Origin of the sequence: Thalassospira profundimaris, assembly GCF_003326755.1 — a bacterium.
GTDB classification, from domain to species: Bacteria; Pseudomonadota; Alphaproteobacteria; order Rhodospirillales; family Thalassospiraceae; genus Thalassospira; species Thalassospira profundimaris_B.
The window spans coordinates 408560-427129 of the sequence record NZ_JPWH01000001.1 but is presented as its reverse complement, the minus strand read 5'-3'; the positions used below and the strand labels follow the sequence as shown (position 1 = coordinate 427129).

Sequence of the window (18570 nt, the reverse complement as noted above, 5' to 3'; positions counted from 1 at the left end):
CAAGCCCTGAACGGGGCCAAAACTTAATGCCGGAAATGGCGCATGCCGGTAAAGACCATGGCGATGTTGTTTTCATCGGCAGCATCGATCACTTCCTGATCGCGCATCGAGCCACCGGGCTGGATCACCGCCGTTGCACCGGCCTTGACCGCTGCCAGCAGGCCATCAGCAAACGGGAAGAAGGCGTCGCTTGAAACAACAGAACCCGCAGTCCGCAAGGCATCTTCACCGGCGTTTTTACCGGCTTCTTCCGCTTTCCATGCGGCAATGCGCGAGCTGTCAACGCGGCTCATCTGACCGGCACCGATCCCCACCGTTTTACCGTCCTTGACATAAACAATCGCATTCGATTTCACATGCTTGCCAACACGGAAGGCAAATAGCAGGTCATCAAGTTCCTGGTCGGACGGCGCACGTTTGGTCACAACCTTCAATTCTTCGCGCTTAACGCGGCCGGCATCGCGGTTCTGCAACAGGTAGCCACCTGCCAGCGAGCGCAGGGTCATATCTTCGCCTTCCGGGTCGGCCATGCCACCGGTGATCAGAACACGCAGGTTCTTTTTCGCGGCCAGAACGGCCTTGGCAGCGTCATCCGCATCCGGTGCGATTACGACTTCGGCAAACAGTTTGGCAATTTCTTCGGCGGTTTGTGCATCGAGCGTGCGGTTCACGGCAATGATGCCCCCAAATGCCGAGACCGGGTCACAGGACAGGGCCTTGTGATAGGCATCAATCAGGGTGTCGCCTTCGGCCACACCGCAGGGGTTGGCATGTTTGATAATCGCCACCGCCGGTTTTTCAGCAAATTCGGAAACCAGTTCAAAGGCGGCATCCGTGTCGTTCAGGTTGTTAAACGACAGTTCCTTGCCCTGAAGCTGGGTTGCGGTTGCCACACCGGGGCGGTTTTTGCCATTGGTGTAAAATGCCGCCTGCTGGTGCGGGTTTTCACCATAACGCAGGGTCTGTTTCAGCTCGCCCGAAACATTCAAACGCTGCGGGAAGGTTTCGCCAAGCTGACCTGCAAACCAGGTTGAAATCGCCGCATCATAGGCCCCGGTACGGGCATAGGCCTTGGCCGCCAGGGCACGGCGGGTTTCATAGGTTGTGGCCCCATCGTTATCGCCCATTTCGGCGATCACGCGGTCATAATCGGCAGGATCAACGATAACCGTGACGGATTCATGATTTTTGGCAGCCGAGCGGATCATGCCAGGGCCGCCGATGTCGATATTTTCGATGCAGGTGTCGTAATCGGCACCCTTGGCAACGGTTTCTTCAAACGGATACAGATTCACCGCCAAAAGATCGATCGGGGTGATGTCGTTATCCGTCATCGCCTGCATGTGGCTTTCGACAGAACGGCGGCCCAAAAGACCGCCATGAATTTTCGGATGCAGGGTTTTGACACGGCCATCCATGATTTCAGGGAAACCGGTATGGGCGGCAACTTCCTTGACCGGAATACCGGCCGCTTCAATCGCCTTGGCAGAACCACCGGTCGAGAGAATTTCAACGCCCTTGTCATGGAGGGCTTTGGCAAATTCGATCATACCGGATTTATCGGAAACGGAAATCAGCGCACGCGCAATACGGGCAGTCATCTTGGCTTCGCTTTCATGCAGGAACGGATACAGCAACATGGCCCGGGCGCATTAATGATGGTTTCACCAACCCCAATTCCGGCAAATACGCATCATTAATGGGCCCGGCCCGATTTCGGGCGGAGCAATAACACGCAACGGGTTAAATGTGGACCCCGAATTGTTGCAAGGCGGCTATCCCGTCATCACAAATGAAGTCTGCCCGTTTTTAAGGCAGCACCGCAATCGCCCTCAGGAAGCCTCGGTAGCCCGGCTGGCAATTTCGGCCTGCTGCTGGGCCAGGATCGAACTAACGCCGATTTCAGGCGGCTGGAATTCCGGCACCAGTTGCGACACCAGTTCCAGCGTCCGTTGCGAATTGCGCGCCTGTGCACTTTCGGCCAGTTCATCAAGCACCGATTTGATCAGACTGTAATCCAGCACGCGCGGCGCGGCCAGCAACACGCCATCGGTTGTGGTGGGCTGGGGCGGTTCGGAATCGTGGAACAGTTCTTCGTAAAGTTTTTCACCCGGTCGCAGGCCCGTCACCTTGATCTCGACATCGGTTTCCGGGCGCAACCCGGCCAGCAATATCATTTGCCGGGCCAGATCAATAATCTTGACCGGGCGCCCCATATCGAGAACAAAAATCTTGCCGCCTGCTGTTACCCCCTGACGGCCCAGCACAGCCGCCTGCAAGACCAGTTCAACCGCCTCGGCAATCGTCATGAAATAGCGGGTAATGCCTTCGTGGGTTACGGTCAGTGGCCCACCGGCCTCCAGCTGGCGACGAAACAGCGGCACGACGGAGCCTGTCGAGCCCAGCACATTACCAAAGCGCACGGTGACAAACCGGGTTTTGCCCCGTTCCTCGTCACTCAGGGTTTCCAATGCCTGGCAATAACATTCCGCCAGACGTTTCGATGCCCCCATCACATTGGCCGGGTTTACCGCCTTGTCGGTTGAAATCAGAACCATCGTTTCAACATCGGCGGCCCGGCAGGCCTCTGCCACATTGCGGGTGCCGATGGTGTTGGTCAAAATCCCCTCATTGGGGTTATGTTCGACCAGCGGCACATGTTTGTAGGCCGCCGCGTGAAAAACGATATCGGGTTTTTCGATGGCAAAAACCTGGTCCAGACGCAGCCGGTCACGCACATCGCCCAAAACGCTGTAGCGCGGAAGGTCGGGATATTTCTCCGACAGCTCCATATCAATGGCGTAAAGGTTATATTCGCCCGCATCAAACAGGCAGATATGCGCCGGGGCATAACTGGCAATCTGACGCACCAGTTCCGAGCCGATGGACCCGCCCGCCCCTGTCACCAACACCCGGCGACCGGCAATCATATTGCGGACTTTCTCGCGGTCCAGCCGGGCTTCGGGGCGCCCCAGCAAATCTTCAATCGCCACCGGGCGAATTTGCAGCGGGTCGGAAATGCCATCGCGCAAATCACCCAGTTTGGGCAAACGTGACAAAACCAGGCCACGCCGGTCGGCAATTTCCACCCATTTACCCACATCGGGATGGCGCAGGGCATTACCGGTTAACACCAGTTTGCGCGGGCGATGCTGCAACCGGGATTTTTCCAGCCGATCTAGCGTCGCTTCGAGGTTGTCGACCGTGTCATACACCTGAACCCCGTGCATTTTACGGCCCACACGACCATCAGTCAGGCCGAGAATCCCCACCACCTCAAACGGTGCCAGCGCCGAACGGCGGGTTTCTCGAATGAAGGCTTCGGATTCATCGCCCGCCCCGACCAGCAAAATCGGAATACGACTTTCGCCCTGTTTTGCCAGCGCCCTTGATACCGACCGGTCCTTGATCACGCGATAGGCCAGGCGCGGCCCGCCCAGCAATGCCATCAGCAAAAACCATTGAATAATCGGGGCGGAACGCGGCAGCCAGTCCAGACGCGTGGTTAAAAACAGCACGGCAAACAAAACGGCAATCGCCAGCGTGACGGCCCGGGCAATGCGCGACAGGTCATTTAGCGACGCATACCGCCAGATCCCGCGATACAGCCCAAACAGCCAGAAAATGCCCCCCGACAGTACGGCAAAGCCCAGCGTTGCCAGCACCATGTTCTGCGGGACGAAATAAGGCAGCGCATCGCCAACACGCAAATACAGGGCCAGCGGAAAAGAAATCGCTGCCATGATCACGTCATGGACAAAGGCCACCTGGCTACGCCGTATCAATCGCCACATATATTTCCCAAACCGGTTATTCACGCACGCTAAAGGCGGGTTGTATTTTCATTATTTGATCTATCGATCTTTTCGCGTTCTGCCCCCGCCAAGTCAAGCAAAGGTCGCAGCGATGGGGCTTATTTACCCGTCGGGTCTTGCCCGCCTGCCACCGGCCAGAAGCGCAAAATACCGACCAGCAACAATACGATAATTGCAGCAAGAACCAAACGCCCAATCGCACCGGATATCACCAGCGGCAAGGGCACGAACACGACCGTTATCAAGGCGATATTTGCCAGCAAAATCAAAAACGATACCCGTGCGTGGCTCATGCCGCGGCCGGTTGCGAGCTGATAGGCATGCTGACGGTGTGCCTGCCAGATTTTTTCCCCCCGCAATGCGCGGCGCACCAGCGTATAGGTGGCGTCAAACAAATAATAGGCCGGGAAAACAAGGGCCGGCAGCCACGCCCCGCGCGATGCCAGTTCCAGCAACAGCCAACCCAGCACATAACCCAGCGGGATCGATCCGACATCGCCCAAAAACAGCTTGGCCGGGTGCCAGTTCCAAATCAGAAAGCCCAGCATGATGGCGGTCATACCCAGGCCGATCACCCCCAGATCAACAAAGGCCGGGGTAAAGGCCAACAGCGAGACGGTAAAAACTCCCGCGCCAATGGATCCGGCTTCAACCCCGGAAATGCCATCAATGCCGTCCATGAAATTAAACAGGTTCACAAACCAGACCCAGGCCAAAACCACCAGCACATGATCCAGCCACAAAGGCACCACCCCCTGCAAAACCGGGCCATCAAGGGCCGTTACCCCGCAAATGACCGCGATAAACTGAAACCCGAACCGCAACCGTGCCGAAAGATCATGCCGGTCATCCATCCAGCAAATGCCTGCAAGGCCAATCGCGGCCGCCAGCATCAGCCAGCGCGGCCAGATCGCGCTCCCCGGCCCGGCACCGAACCAAAAGGTGACAACGGCCACCATCAACAGCAATAATGGCGTTACGGCAAGACCGCCGCCACGCGGCGTTGGGACCGCATGGCTGGAGCGATGATTGGGCATGTCAAGAATGGCCTTATGACGCAAATAGCGCAACACCACCCCGGTCAGCAGCAGCGAGGCAACCAGCAAACCACCGGAAAAACCGGCAAGGGCAGCAAAGGACATTGGATCAACCCGTGTTAAATGAATTCCGGTTTCTGGATTACCGATGCCAGCCTGCAACCGCAAGGTTTTTCAGATATAAGGCATTCCCCCGTATCGCGGCAGGGCTGAATTGCAGGCAAGACGCTTTACACGCTTTGCCATCGCGCTTACTTACACGATGACATTATTCAAGGAGAACCCCGTCCGTGCGTGAAAGCCGTTCAAACCGTTCCGGCCACCGTCATTCAGACACCCGCCGCAACCAAGCCCCCGTGCTTCCCGATCCACGGATGCTGGCGCTCAAGACCCTGCAGGAATTGCGGGGCGGCGAAGTCACGCTTGATGAATTGCTGACCAAACACGGTTACGGCCTGCCGTCACTGGACCGCAATTTTCTGCGCCAGCTTCTGGGCAGCACCCTGCGCCATCTGGGCGAAATTGATGCCATCCTGGCCCCGCGCTATCATCAGCCCCAGGACCGCACCGCCAACCGCCTGACCAACATCATGCGCCTGGGTGTAACCCAACTGTTTTTCATGGACGTTTCCGAACATGGCGCGGTCGATAGCACGGTTAATCTTGCGCGTGATGCCGGGCTGCACAAATATGTAAAGCTGGTCAATGCCGTTTTGCGCGGCCTGCAGCGCGACGGGGTGGAACGGCCTGACGGGGTGGAGGACTGGCAGCTTAACATTCCGGCCTGGTTGCGCGGGGTGTGGAAAAAGGCCTATGGCGCCGATCAGGCTCGCAACATTGCGCGCGCCAGCCTGGGCCATGCCAAACTGGATATTTCCGTGCGCGATGCCGAAGAACGCGCCGAATGGGCCGAAAAGCTGGGTGGCATTTTGCTACCTACCGGCTCCATCCGCCTTGAAGGCGGACAACGCATTCGCGACCTGCCGGGCTATAAGGATGGCAAATGGTGGGTGCAGGATGCCGCCGCGGCCCTGCCTGCCACCCTGTTTTCCTGTTACGAAAACAAAACGATCTATGATCTGTGCGCCGCACCGGGCGGCAAGACCATGCAGCTTGCCGCACGCGGGGCCAAAACCATTGCGGTTGACAAATCCGAAGGGCGCCTGCGCCGGGTTTATGAAAATCTCGAACGGGTTGATTTGGGCGCTGCCATTGTCACCGGCGATGCCACCGACCTTGCCGATGATGCCCCGATTGCCGATGCCGTGCTGCTTGATGCACCCTGCTCGGCCACCGGCACCATTCGCCGCCATCCCGATATTTTGTTGCGGCAAAATGATGCCCTGATGAAATCGCTATTGCCGATTCAGCAAAAACTGCTGCTGCAGGCTGACCGGGTTCTGGCCGTGGGTGGCGAACTGATTTATTGCACCTGTTCGCTGCAACCCGACGAAGGCGAATTTCAGGTGAAATCCTTTTTGGCCGACCACCCGAATTATGAACGCAAAGCCATTACCGCCGACGAGCTGGGCGGCTGGGACGAAGCCATAACCGATGCTGGTGAATTGCGCATTCTGCCCACCCATATGACCGACATGGGCGGTATGGATGGCTTTTATTGCGCCCGGCTGGTTAAAAAACGCGCCTGAGGGCCACAGGCCGCGTCATTTGACCGGGGCAAAAAGGCCGGTTTGGATGACAAGCCGGGGAAATTGCGCTATAGCAGCGACCGATTTCCCCTTTGTTCAACCTGCCATGATCAGGACCCTGCGCGCATGACCACGCACAACATCAAAATTGCCCCGTCCATCCTTTCGGCAGACTTTGCCAAACTGGGCGAAGAAGTCGCCGCGATTGATGCCGCAGGCGCGGATTACATCCATATCGATGTGATGGACGGCCATTACGTGCCCAACATCACCATTGGCCCGGATGTTGTCAAAGCCCTGCGCCCGCATACCGACAAGGTCTTTGACGTGCATTTGATGATTGCCCCGGTTGATCCCTATATCCAGGCCTTCGCCGATGCCGGGTCCGACATCATCACCATTCATGCCGAAGCCGGCCCGCACCTGCATCGCAGCCTGCAACTGATCAAGTCTCTTGGCAAAAAGGCTGGTGTCTCGCTGAACCCCTCCACCCCGGAAAGCATGATCGAATATGTGATGGATCTGGTTGATCTGGTGCTGGTCATGACGGTCAACCCCGGCTTTGGCGGGCAAAAATTTATTCCCAGCCAACTTGAAAAGATCAAACGCATCCGCAAAATGATCGATGCGACCGGACGGCATATCGACCTTGAAGTCGATGGCGGCGTCAATCCGGAAATCGCCCGTGACGTGATCGCGGCGGGTGCCGATGTGCTGGTCGCCGGTTCCGCCACCTTCAAAGGCGGCCCCAGCCAATATGCCCCCAATATCAAGGCCATTCGCGGGGCATAAAACCCCGCTATATTGGCGGAGCAGGTCAATCACACAAAAACACCTGCTCCTTCCAATTGAATGAGTAAAACAAACACCAATACATTGGTGAAAATAAGTGATATGATGATATCAATAAAAGCGCATTTATGTGGTTTATTGATATGGTTATATCACTTAATAAATTCTCCCCTGAAGAAACCGCATTAAAAACCGGCCTTGCGGCAAAGCAGTTACGGCTGGATATGAATTTGACGCGCAAGGAACTTTCCGAACGTGCCGGTGTGCCCGTGCCAACCCTTCGGAAGTTCGAGGATACGGGCCTGGCCCCATTTCTAACAGTGGTACGCCTTGCGCAGGCCTTGTCACGTGGCGAAAATCTTGAACATTTATTTGAGCCAGATGACGACCTGCCACGCAGCATTGACGAAATGCTGGCCAGCGAAAATGCCAAACCCAGACAACGGGCGAGCCGCAAACGATGACAATGCTACAGGCCTGGAAACTTGGTGAACCCCTGACCATTCGCTTGCAGGGCCTGGCAACGGGAAAAACCGGCACGTCATCCATTGAACTGGGCCGCATTGCCTGGTCAAAAGCGCGTCGCATCGCCATGTTTGAACCTGCCAAAAACGATCTTGCACCAACGGTGCCTCTTTCCCCCCACAGCCTGGACATGGGCAAGCAGATCATTCCGGCGGACAGAGAGGAATTTGATGGCCTGCACGGGGTATTTGCCGACAGCCTACCCGACGGATGGGGACGGCTGCTGGTGGACCGGGAAGCCGAAGCACGGGGAATCCGCCGCAGCGACCTGACCCCGATTGACCGTTTGGCGATTGTCGGCGTTGGGGGCATGGGCGCACTGGCTTATCGACCAAAAGCACAGGCGCAGCCGGAAAGCCCCGAAATGGACCTCGGCGAACTCTCGGATGCCGCCCAACGTATTTTGGGCGAAGCGGAGGGGCAAACATTACAGGACGCCCTGGATCTGCGGGCCGCCCTTGGCGGGTCCGGCGGGGCGCGGCCCAAAATTGTGTGCCAAATTCAGGAAAATGCGGGCGAAGATGCCCAAATAAGACCCGCCACGGCCCTGCCAGATTTTCATTTCGGGCACTGGATGGTCAAATTTACCACCCGCGACGATGGCCCCCACGCCGCCGAAATTGAATATGCCTATTCCCTGATGGCCCGTGAGGCAGGCATCCATATGCCCGAAACCCGCTTGATCACAACACAAAAGGGAACACGCTTTTTTGCTGTGCGGCGATTTGATCGCGAAACCACAAATGTGAACGGTCAGGCCGTTTTACGGCGCTGGCACATGTTATCGGCCTCTGGCGCACTGGAAAGCGAACATCGCAAATTTGCCTTTGATTATGGCACGCTTCTAAACTGGTTTTGGCAAATCACACAAAGCGAAACAGCATTGGAAGAGGCCTTCCGCCGGGCTGCCTTTAATGCCATGTCCCATAATCGCGACGATCACGGACGCCAGCATAGCGCCCTTCTGGACATTGATGATGGCGATAACTGGCGCTGGCGTATCTCGCCTGCCTATGACCTGACCCCATCCCACGGGCCGGGCGGAGAACACAGTTTGGCAATTGCCGGGGCGGGAAAAGACATCTCGCGAAAGCAGCTCATCAAACTGGCAAAGGAATCGCCGATCCGGGAAGCACGCATCAACGACATCATAGACCAGGTTGCAGACGCCCTTTTACGCTGGCCCGAATTTGCCGCGCAGGCGACCCTGCCAGACGCGGCCACCAAAAACGTTTCGGCCCTGCACGACGTTGTTTAGCGCGCACCCGCCAAAAACAGCTTAAAAATCAATACAGCGACCTTTATGTTCCCAATCACCAAAGCGGGTCGGTTCGGGGCCTTTGGGGCCGCCGATTTCACGCTGGGCGGCTTCGCGGAAGGCCTTGGCTTCGGCGATGGCATTGATCGCATCTTGCGATAATTCTGGCGCGGATGCGGCTTCAGTATCGGCTGCGGCTTGTGCCTCTGTGTTTATGTCCGTTATGTCAGGGGCCTGGCTCGCCCCGACGACGGACGGTTTCTCGCCAGAAGATGTTGGCTTATCGTCTGACTTGGCAACGGACTGGCTGGACCGCTGCACTACGGTTTCACGAAATTTTCCGGCCATCGGGACCTCCGATCTGGGCCGCTTGCGCGGCATTTTCAACGCTTTGTCCAACAGATAGCCCCGTCCGCCCCAATCGACAAGCCCCGGCGGTTAATAGCTGCCTTGTGATTGCCGCAAACTGGCTCTTTCCAGCGGGCCTGAAAGTCGCTATTTCAAGCGGACGAGCAAAACAAGGAGAAACCATGCGTTCCATTCCCCAGCGTATCGCCGAAGAACTTTCTGTTCGTCCCGAACAGGTCCTTGCGACCATCGAACTGCTGAATGAAGGCTCGACCGTGCCCTTCATTGCCCGTTACCGCAAGGAAAAGACCGGCGGTCTGGACGATACCCAGTTGCGTAATCTGGATGAACGCCTGCGTTATCTGACCGAACTTGAAGAACGCCGCGCTTCCGTGATCGAAAGCATCCGCGAACAGGATAAACTGACCCCGGAACTGGAAAAGGCGATTAACGAAGCCGATACCAAAACCCGCCTTGAAGACCTTTATTTGCCCTACAAGAAAAAGCGCCGCACCAAGGCCCAGATTGCCCGCGAGGCAGGCCTGGAGCCGCTGGCCGATGCCCTGCTGGCAAACCCGCAACTGGACCCGGAAGCCGAAGCCGCCAAATTCATTGACGGCGAAAAAGGTGTCGAAGATACCAAGGCTGCCCTGGATGGTGCCCGCCAGATTTTGATGGAACGCTTTGCCGAGGATGCCGACCTGGTGGCCCGCCTGCGCCAGCTTTTGTGGGATGACGGCGAAATTACCGCCAGTGTCATCGAGGGCAAAGAAGCCGAAGGGGCAAAGTTTTCCGACTATTTCAGCCATTCGGAAAAGATCAAAACCTGCCCGTCACACCGTGCCCTGGCACTATTCCGGGGTCGCAACGAAGGCATTTTGCAGCTTAAACTGACCCTGGGTGCCGAAGACGAAGACCGCCCGCGCGGCGAACCGGGCCGCGCCGAAACCGTGATTGCCGCCCATGTCGGCATTCGCAACCAGGGTCGCCCGGCCGATAAATGGCTGAGTGACACCGTGCGCTTTACCTGGCGCGTCAAACTGTCACTGTCGATCGAGCTTGATTTGTTTGGCAATTTGCGTGACAGCGCAGAAGAAGATGCCATCAAGGTGTTTGCCGATAACCTGAAAGACCTGCTGCTGGCGGCCCCGGCCGGGCAAAAGGCCACTATGGGCCTGGACCCGGGGGTGCGTACCGGCGTGAAGGTTGCCGTGGTCGATGCCACCGGCAAGCTGGTGGATACGGCAACGGTTTATCCGTTCCAGCCGCGTAATGATGTTCAGGGCGCGATTAACACGCTGGCGGCCCTTGCCGCCAAACATAAAATCGAGCTGATCGCGATTGGCAATGGCACTTTCTCGCGCGAGACGGACCAGCTTGCCGGTATGCTGTTAAATGCCTTTCCGCAAATCAAGGCAACCAAGGTCATTGTTAACGAAGCCGGGGCGTCGGTCTATTCGGCATCACAATTTGCCGCCGAGGAATTCCCCGATCTGGACGTATCGCTGCGCGGTGCGGCCTCGATTGCGCGCCGTTTGCAGGACCCGTTGGCCGAACTGGTGAAGATCGACCCGAAATCCATCGGGGTTGGTCAATATCAGCACGATGTTTCGGAAACCAAACTGGCCCGCTCGCTCGACGCGGTGGTGGAAGACTGCGTGAACGGTGTGGGTGTGGACCTTAATACTGCGTCGATCCCGCTTCTGACCCGTGTTGCCGGGCTTAGCGAAGGGTTGGCGCGCAATATTGTTGGTTATCGCGATGTGAACGGGGCCTTCCGTTCGCGCACGGATTTGCGCAAGGTCGAACGGCTGGGGCCAAAGGCCTTTGAACAATGTGCGGGCTTTTTGCGCATTCGCGGCGGTGATAATCCGCTTGATGCCTCCGCCGTGCACCCGGAAGCCTACCCGGTTGTCGAAAAAATCAGCCGGGAAAGCAGCCGGGACCTTGCCAGCATCATTGGCGATTCCCCGTTCCTGAAAACCCTGCGGCCGGAAAAATTCGCCGATGATGTTTTTGGTGTGCCGACCATCCGCGACATCCTGGCCGAACTTGACAAACCCGGCCGTGACCCGCGCCCGGAATTCAAAACCGCGAAATTCATTGAGGGCGTCAATGAAATCAAGGATTTGAAAGTCGGCATGAAACTGGAAGGCACCGTCACCAACGTCACCAATTTTGGGGCATTTGTCGATATTGGCGTGCATCAGGATGGCCTGGTTCATATTTCGCAACTGGCCGACAAATTTGTCGCCGACCCGCGCGAAGTGGTCAAGGCAGGCCAAATCGTTTCCGTCACGGTGATGGAAGTGGATGCACCGCGCAAACGCATCGGCCTGTCGATGAAATCCGCCCCCGATTACGAAGGAACGCAGGAACGGCGCGAACAGCGCAGCCAGCCCAGCGGTGCCCGCCATAACCACCAGGACCGCAACCAGCCGCGCCGCCAAGGCGGCAATGGCGGAAATGGCGGCAATCATGGCCGTGGCAACGCCAAAGCGGCATCGGCGGGTGATGCCGGGGGCGGGGCAATGGCCGCCGCCCTGAAGGCGGCCATGGAACGGCGCAAGTAATCCCGGCAAATTGGCCTGATAAACACATCGAACGAAAGGCGGGATGTTTGCGCACCCCGCCTTTCTTTTTGCCTGTGGGCTGATACCAATCCATCCCCCCTGCAAACAGCACATTGACAGGACGATCAACAAAACCCATCTTGCGGGTTCACCAAGGGGAGCCCCGACAGGGGGCTGAGAAACTGCCACGGCTGGGAAATCAGACAGCGCAGTGACCCGTTGAACCTGATCCAGTTCATACTGGCGTAGGGAGGGTGCAAACGCTTTACACCGCGTTTCAACATCATTCCGGCACCGAACTGGGTTTCCAAACGCACCTGCATGGGAGCCTTGCCATGACTGACACACACCAAAACCTTTCCCCCGCCCGGCTTTTGACCGACATGCGCGATGCGGCACCGCTGGTTCATTGCATCACAAATTATGTGGCAATGAATATTGCCGCCAATACGCTGCTGGCGGCAGGGACCTCGCCCGCGATGGTCCATGCGCCTGAAGAAAGCGGTGAATTTGCCGCCATTGCCGGGGCGCTCACGGTAAATATCGGCACCCTTTCCAGCGAATGGGTCGCGGGCATGAAAGAAGCCGCCACGGGCGCCAGCGCGGCACAAAAACCCTGGGTCCTGGACCCGGTCGCCCATTTTGCCACCGGCTTTCGCCGTGACGCTGTTACGGCCCTGCTGGCGTTAAAGCCCACCATTATTCGCGGCAACGCTTCCGAAATCATTGCCCTTGCCGGGGGGCAAAGTGCCGGTCAGGGAGTGGATAGTGGCGACCCGGTTGAACAGGCCGAAGAAGCCGCCAAAACCCTGGCCCAAAACCAAAAATGCGTGGTTGCCGTAACCGGCAGCAGCGATTTTGTTACCGATGGCAGTGCAGCCGTTCGCATTCATGGCGGGTCTGCCCTGATGCCGAAAATAACGGCGATGGGCTGTTCGCTCACCGCGCTGGTGGGTGCCTTTGCCGCAACGGCACCCAAGGCCCCGTTTGAGGCCACCATTGCCGCCCTGGCCTGTTTTGCCGCTGCCGGAAAAATGGCGGAGAAAACCGCATCCGGCCCGGCCAGCTTTGCCACGGCCTTCCTGGATGCCCTTTATAATCTGGATGGTGCCGCCCTTGAAACCCACGCCGGGATCGAGGTTCTGTCATGACGTTTGATCTGTCGCTGTATCTGGTGCTGGATCCCGATTTGTGTCGCGATCATTCGATGCTGGAAACCACAATGGCCGCCATCAGGGGCGGTGCCACAATGGTCCAGCTACGCCATAAAACCGCCAGCACCCGTGAATTCATTGAAATTGGCCGCGCATTAAGGGCGGCAATGGCGGGAAGCGGCGTACCGCTAATCGTTAATGACAATATTGAGGCTGCCATTGCGATTGATGCGCATGGCCTGCATGTGGGCCAGGACGATATGCCCGCCGAAATGGCCCGCCAGAAACTGGGCAAAGACAAAATACTGGGCCTGTCGATTGAATCCGAAGCTGTCGCCCGCAAAATCGACAAAAGCGTCATTGATTATGTCGGTATCGGGCCGGTTTTTGCGACATCGACCAAACCGGACCATAAACCCGCCATCGGCTTTGAGGGGCTGGCGCATCTGACAACCCTTTGCAATCTGCCGTCGGTTGCCATTGGCGGGGTGAAACAGGAACATGTAACAGATGTTTTGGAAAGTGGTGCCGATGGTCTGGCCGTTGTTTCCGCCATTTGCGGGCAGAAAAACCCCGAAACAGCCACCCGCCAACTGGCAGATGCAATCAAAAACGCCCGTGCCCGGCTGGCATCCGGCCCCTTCCAAACCGGCCAAAATTAACATCCCCGGGACCAGCCCCGCATTCATAATAAACATTCATAATGAAACTGGGCATGTCCCGGCACTTCCCGCAAGCGGGCGAATCCGGCCCGCAAATCCGGCAATGATGTATTTTTGCCCTTCATCGCAGCAAATAACGCGCACGGAGTAAAAATATGTCCCCCTTTGCCAAAATTAAGGCAGGCATTGCAAAAATTGAAATAACCACAAAAATTCCCTGTGGAACAAGGCATTAACGGGCTTTTACACATGCGATTGTATAAATCCCCTACCCTTTTCGGCATGGAATTGCCTCATTCGCGCCCCGAATAGCGCCAGATTGGCTGTCATATTCCGGGTTAACGACGATAAACAAGGGTCGTTTTGGCCCGATGGCACACAGGAACGCACGATCTGCCCCGGTATCTTTTCCCGGAAAATGACAGTCTGTTGCCCGCGCTGCCGGTTTATCGCATCTGTTATTTTGCGAGGAGACGTCCATGCCGAAGTCTTTCCGCAGCAAACCGGTGGTTCTCGCCCTGATCGGTCTTTTGTCAGTGACGACAGCTGCCCTGGCTGCGATCAAGGTTGCCCCAAAAGCCGTGACTGATACGGTAACAATTCATGCCGATGCGCCGCGTGGCGAGGTTGTGTTAACCTACCCCGATGGCAGCATGGCCCTGCAGAAAAACTGCAGCCGTTTTCCCTGCCAGTTGAACATCAGCAGCCTGCAAAAAGGCGAATATGGCGTGATGATTCGCGAGGGAACCGATATCAAGAATATGGTCAGCCTGTATAAGGAATAACAGGGTCATGGTCATGGTTATGGCCCTTGCCTGCCCCCCTGCATTTGTGAATTAATACCCCAAAATGCTGGAACCTATCTAGCAGCCCGACAATAAAGGGCAAAGACGTTCAGGAACGGTTTCGTTCAAACACGTTTATCAGGGGAACTTCACATGCGAATTTCATCCAGGCTGGCAACAGCCTTTCTGCCGGTAACGTTTTTAATACTTGCAGGCTGTGCGCAAACCGGACCAATGGTACAAAACGATACCGAACCGGCAGCCAAAACCGCACCCGGCTTATGGTCCGCCTATGATGCCAGCTTTAAAACGGCCAAATATATTGACCTGACCCACGCCTTTGCGCCGGTACAGCCGGTCTGGCCGGGTTTTGGCAATGCCAAATTCAAGGCGGCTGTCGCAGGCCAGGATATACCGGGTTATGTTTCGGTGGGTGAAGAATTCACCTATGCCAAACACGGCTTTGTTGCCACCGCCTATGACCTGCCAACCGACCAGTATGGCACCCAGTTGGACCCGCCCGCGCACTGGAACCCGATGGGGGCCACCATTAGCGACCTTCCGGCAACCTATAGTGTGCGTCCGCTTGTGGTGATCAATATTGCCGACAAGGTTGCCAAGGATCAGGGCTATTACCTGCAGGTTTCCGATATTGAGGATTGGGAACAAAAACATGGCCGCATCCCGGAAGGATCGGTCGTGATGGTGCGGTCTGACTGGTATAAACGCTGGGATGATATTGACAGCTTTAACGAAACACCGTTTCCCGGTGTCGGGCTGGAGGCACTGAAATTCCTCCATCTTAAACGTCACATCCTGTTCCACGGCCACGAACCGCTCGATACCGACACCACCCCGAACCTGGAGGGGGAATACTGGCTGATGCACAATAACTTCACCCAGGCCGAGGGGGTTGCCAACCTCGATAAGGTCCCCGAAACCGGTGCGCTGATTTCAATCGGCTTTGCCAAACCGCTGGGCGGCACGGGCGGGTATGCCCGCTATGTGGCCATTGCGCCGGCAGACTGGAAATATGGCGTGACCCTGGCCGATGCCCCCGGCGCCCCTTTGCCCGAGCAGCCCTATCCCCTTAAACGCGATGAAAATGGCGTGATGCGGCCCACGGCCGATTAATACGGATCGCTGCCAAACAAAAATCTCTGATCGCGCCGGGAACGTCAAAACACCCGGCGCGTTTTGCATCTTAGTATTCCGGACCGTGGCATCATCTGCATGATGCTTTTGTAAAGGGCGTTGCGTAAAACAAACTTTGTCCTAGATAGATGGGACAGGCAAGTTTCACCCTCCATTTGGATGAAAGGAAAGCAAAATTACCTTGTAACAACGGGTTGCACGGCAATTTAACTTTCACAGAACAACCAAATGGGGATATGGTGCGGGAGCTTTGTGCGACCCGCACTGATTAACGATAACGAAATTCGAGGTATTGTATCATGGCTCTTGAACTTCCAGCACTCCCCTACGCCTATGACGCGCTTGCACCGTATATGTCGGCTGAAACGCTCGAATTCCACCATGACAAGCACCACAATGCCTATGTCGAAACCGGCAACAAACTGCTGGAAGGTTCCAACCTTGCGTCGGGCAAATCGCTTGCCGAACTGGTTGTGGCAACCTATGAAGACAAATCGAACCCGAAACTTTTCAACCAGGTTGGCCAGCATTACAACCACGTTGAATTCTGGCAGATGATGAAGCCGAATGGCGGTGGCAACATCCCCGGCGAACTCGAAAAGAAAATCATCGAAGATTTCGGGTCGGTTGACAAATTCAAGGAAGACTTCACCGCTGCCGGTGTGGGCCAGTTCGGTTCGGGCTGGGCATGGCTGTCGCTCAACAGCGCGGGCAAACTGGTTGTGGGTGGTTATGCCAACGCCGAAAACCCGCTGGTCAAGGGCGAAACCCCGCTGCTCGGTTGCGACGTTTGGGAACATTCCTATTACATCGATTACCGCAACCGTCGCCCGGATTACGTCAAGGCGTTCCTCAACGACCTGGTCAACTGGGACTATGTTGCCGAACTGTATTCCAAAGCTGGCTAATCGCTAACGCTTTGAAGCAGACCACAAAGCGGCTCCTTCGGGGGCCGCTTTTTTTGTGCCTGCTTTCAAAATCAAGTCGTTTCGGGGTCGATAAGACCAAATCTCTGCGCGAACTCGGTCAAAACGGCTTCATGCGCAACCAACTCTGCCCGCCCATCAAACAATTGATCCCGACGCAAACGGATCAGCTCTGCCTGCCAATCCTCACATTCGTCATTATTAGATGTATCCGCCATCAGGTTTCAAATCCCGCCCGTGATTGTACCCTCATAACAATATAGCGCAGAAAACACCCCGGCACAAAAACACCGCCAGCAGGAATGCTGACGGTGCTTGAGATCAAAGCCTTAATCCTGGCGGCAGGATGATCAGATATCGAACTTGATACCCTGTGCCAGCGGCAATTCGCGGGAATAGTTGATGGTGTTGGTGGCGCGGCGCATATAGCCTTTCCACGCGTCCGAGCCGGATTCACGGCCACCGCCGGTTTCCTTTTCACCGCCAAAGGCCCCGCCAATTTCCGCACCCGATGGGCCGATATTGACGTTGGCAATGCCGCAATCCGAGCCAACAGCCGACAGGAACAGTTCGGTTTCGCGAAGATCGGTCGAGAAGATGCACGATGACAGGCCCTGCGGCACGCCATTCTGAAGCGCAATCGCCTCTTCCAGGGTTTCATAGGTCATGACATAGAGGATCGGCGCGAAGGTTTCGTTGCGCACGGTTTCCGTCTGACCGGGCATTTCAACAACTGCGGGGGTCACGTAATAGGCATCGGGATATTCCGTTGCCAGCGTACGATCGCCACCATGCACCGTGCCGCCATCCTTTTTGGCATTGGCAAGCGCGGTTTGCATATTGTTGAAGCTGTCTTCATCGATCAGCGGGCCGACAAGGGTGCCATCGGCCAGCGGATCGCCGATTTTGACCGATTTATAAGCGGCAATAATTTTCGGCAGCAACTGGTCCTTGACATCTTTATGCACGATCAGGCGGCGCAGCGAGGTACAACGCTGCCCACAGGTACCTACAGCCGAGAACACAACCGCGCGGACCGTCATATCAATATCGGCCGACGGGGTAACGATCATGGCATTGTTGCCGCCCAGTTCCAGAATGGTGCGGCCAAAACGCTGCGCCACACGCGGGGCGACTTCGCGGCCCATGCGGGTGGAGCCGGTTGCCGAAACCAGCGCCACATCGTGGCTGTCGGTCAGGGCTTCGCCAATGTCGCGGGCCCCAATGACCACCTGATGCAGGCCTTCAGGCGCGTCACCAAAACGGTCCAGTGCGCGTTTCAGGATGTTCTGGCAGGCAAGTGCCGTCAGCGGGGTTTTTTCCGACGGTTTCCAGATCACGGCATTGCCGCAGACCAGGGCCAGTGCGGTGTTCCACGACCAGACGGCAACCGGGAAGTTAAAGGCGGAAATCACACCGACAACCCCCAGCGGATGCCAACTTTCCATCATTTTATGGCCCGGACGTTCGGAGGCAATGGTCAGACCATAAAGCTGGCGCGACAGACCGACGGCGAAATCGCAAATATCGATCATTTCCTGAACTTCACCCAGGCCTTCCTGATAGATCTTGCCGCATTCCAGCGATACCAGACGCCCCAGCGGTTCCTTGGCAGCACGCAGTTCTTCGCCCAGCAGGCGGGCCAATTCGCCCCGGCGGGGGCCCGGCACCTGGCGCCATTCGCCAAAGGCCCGTTTCGCATTGGCAATGATGTCGCTCATGGCCGCCGGGTCGGTTTCGGTCACGCTGGCAATCTCGGACCCGTCAACCGGGGTCTGGACCTTCAGGGTTCCGCCCGAAATCACATCATCGGTCAGGCCGAGTTCGGCTAAAATCTTTGTATGGCTCACGATAAGCTCCCTTTCCTTTTGGGTCTGGCGGGGTGATTGAC

Annotated in this window: 16 protein-coding genes and 1 riboswitch; of the genes, 10 read left to right on the top strand and 6 right to left on the bottom strand. The window is 56.7% G+C overall.

The genetic code is table 11. From position 1 onward, the window contains the following. Nucleotides 1-23: 23 nt before the first annotated feature. The 3 genes from purH to TH25_RS01925 form a co-directional block, all read right to left on the bottom strand. Nucleotides 24-1601: a bifunctional phosphoribosylaminoimidazolecarboxamide formyltransferase/IMP cyclohydrolase gene (purH, locus tag TH25_RS01935; protein WP_114086948.1), complete on the bottom strand. Its 1578-nt coding sequence runs from the start codon at nt 1599-1601 to the stop codon at nt 24-26. Between the two features lie 231 nt (nt 1602-1832). Then, nucleotides 1833-3743 carry a polysaccharide biosynthesis protein gene (locus TH25_RS01930; RefSeq protein WP_258548990.1) on the bottom strand — a complete coding sequence of 637 codons (1911 nt, stop codon included), beginning with the start codon at nt 3741-3743 and terminating at the stop codon, nt 1833-1835. A gap of 170 nt (nt 3744-3913) precedes the next feature. After that, nucleotides 3914-4957 carry an MraY family glycosyltransferase gene (locus TH25_RS01925; RefSeq protein WP_114086719.1) on the bottom strand — a complete coding sequence of 348 codons (1044 nt, stop codon included), beginning with the start codon at nt 4955-4957 and terminating at the stop codon, nt 3914-3916. A 185-nt stretch (nt 4958-5142) separates the two neighbouring features. On the opposite strand from TH25_RS01925, the gene TH25_RS01920 reads away from it, so the two are divergent. The 4 genes from TH25_RS01920 to TH25_RS01905 all read left to right on the top strand — a co-directional run bounded on the left by TH25_RS01920 (nt 5143) and on the right by TH25_RS01905 (nt 9076). Continuing rightward, the gene (locus TH25_RS01920) at nt 5143-6501 is read left to right on the top strand and encodes an RsmB/NOP family class I SAM-dependent RNA methyltransferase (protein WP_258548989.1); all 1359 of its coding nucleotides are present in this window, start codon (nt 5143-5145) and stop codon (nt 6499-6501) included. Nucleotides 6502-6627: 126 nt separating this feature from the next. Then, on the top strand, nt 6628-7293 hold the full coding sequence (rpe, locus tag TH25_RS01915; protein WP_114086718.1) for a ribulose-phosphate 3-epimerase: 666 nt from the start codon (nt 6628-6630) through the stop codon (nt 7291-7293). A gap of 143 nt (nt 7294-7436) precedes the next feature. Further along, nucleotides 7437-7757 (top strand): helix-turn-helix domain-containing protein, encoded by a 321-nt coding sequence (locus tag TH25_RS01910; protein WP_147252969.1) that lies wholly within the window; start codon nt 7437-7439, stop codon nt 7755-7757. Then, complete coding sequence (locus TH25_RS01905) at nt 7754-9076, top strand: type II toxin-antitoxin system HipA family toxin (RefSeq protein WP_114086716.1); 1323 nt, start codon at nt 7754-7756, stop codon at nt 9074-9076. The genes TH25_RS01910 and TH25_RS01905 overlap by 4 nt, the downstream gene beginning before the upstream one ends. Nucleotides 9077-9097: 21 nt before the next feature. Here TH25_RS01905 and TH25_RS25775 read toward each other — a convergent pair whose 3' ends face one another. Beyond that, nucleotides 9098-9424, bottom strand: a complete 327-nt coding sequence (locus TH25_RS25775; RefSeq protein WP_258548988.1) for a DUF1674 domain-containing protein — start codon at nt 9422-9424, stop codon at nt 9098-9100. A 182-nt stretch (nt 9425-9606) separates the two neighbouring features. Here TH25_RS25775 and TH25_RS01895 point away from each other — a divergent pair, with 182 nt between their 5' ends. The 6 genes from TH25_RS01895 to TH25_RS01870 all read left to right on the top strand — a co-directional run bounded on the left by TH25_RS01895 (nt 9607) and on the right by TH25_RS01870 (nt 16661). After that, entirely contained in the window at nt 9607-11997 is a 2391-nt protein-coding gene (locus TH25_RS01895; protein WP_114086715.1) for a Tex family protein, read from the top strand. A 144-nt stretch (nt 11998-12141) separates the two neighbouring features. Continuing rightward, a riboswitch (TPP riboswitch) is annotated at nt 12142-12266 on the top strand. Nucleotides 12267-12332: 66 nt separating this feature from the next. Then, complete coding sequence (gene thiM / locus TH25_RS01890) at nt 12333-13148, top strand: hydroxyethylthiazole kinase (RefSeq protein ID WP_114086946.1); 816 nt, start codon at nt 12333-12335, stop codon at nt 13146-13148. After that, a complete protein-coding gene (gene thiE / locus TH25_RS01885; protein WP_114086714.1) occupies nt 13145-13813 on the top strand; it encodes a thiamine phosphate synthase in 669 nt (222 codons plus the stop codon). Before thiM ends, thiE begins: the two co-directional genes overlap by 4 nt. 479 nt (nt 13814-14292) lie before the next feature. After that, nucleotides 14293-14598, top strand: coding sequence for a hypothetical protein (locus TH25_RS01880; RefSeq protein ID WP_258548987.1), 306 nt, complete (start codon nt 14293-14295; stop codon nt 14596-14598). Nucleotides 14599-14751: 153 nt separating this feature from the next. Beyond that, on the top strand, nt 14752-15732 hold the full coding sequence (locus TH25_RS01875; RefSeq protein WP_258548986.1) for a cyclase family protein: 981 nt from the start codon (nt 14752-14754) through the stop codon (nt 15730-15732). A gap of 320 nt (nt 15733-16052) precedes the next feature. After that, nucleotides 16053-16661 (top strand): superoxide dismutase, encoded by a 609-nt coding sequence (locus TH25_RS01870; RefSeq protein ID WP_114086713.1) that lies wholly within the window; start codon nt 16053-16055, stop codon nt 16659-16661. 71 nt (nt 16662-16732) lie between these two features. Here TH25_RS01870 and TH25_RS24850 read toward each other — a convergent pair whose 3' ends face one another. Together TH25_RS24850 and amaB are read right to left on the bottom strand one after the other, a co-directional pair. Further along, a complete protein-coding gene (locus tag TH25_RS24850) occupies nt 16733-16897 on the bottom strand; it encodes a hypothetical protein (RefSeq protein WP_181847342.1) in 165 nt (54 codons plus the stop codon). Nucleotides 16898-17029: 132 nt separating this feature from the next. Beyond that, nucleotides 17030-18529 (bottom strand): L-piperidine-6-carboxylate dehydrogenase, encoded by a 1500-nt coding sequence (gene amaB, locus TH25_RS01865; RefSeq protein WP_114086712.1) that lies wholly within the window; start codon nt 18527-18529, stop codon nt 17030-17032. Nucleotides 18530-18570: the final 41 nt, after the last annotated feature.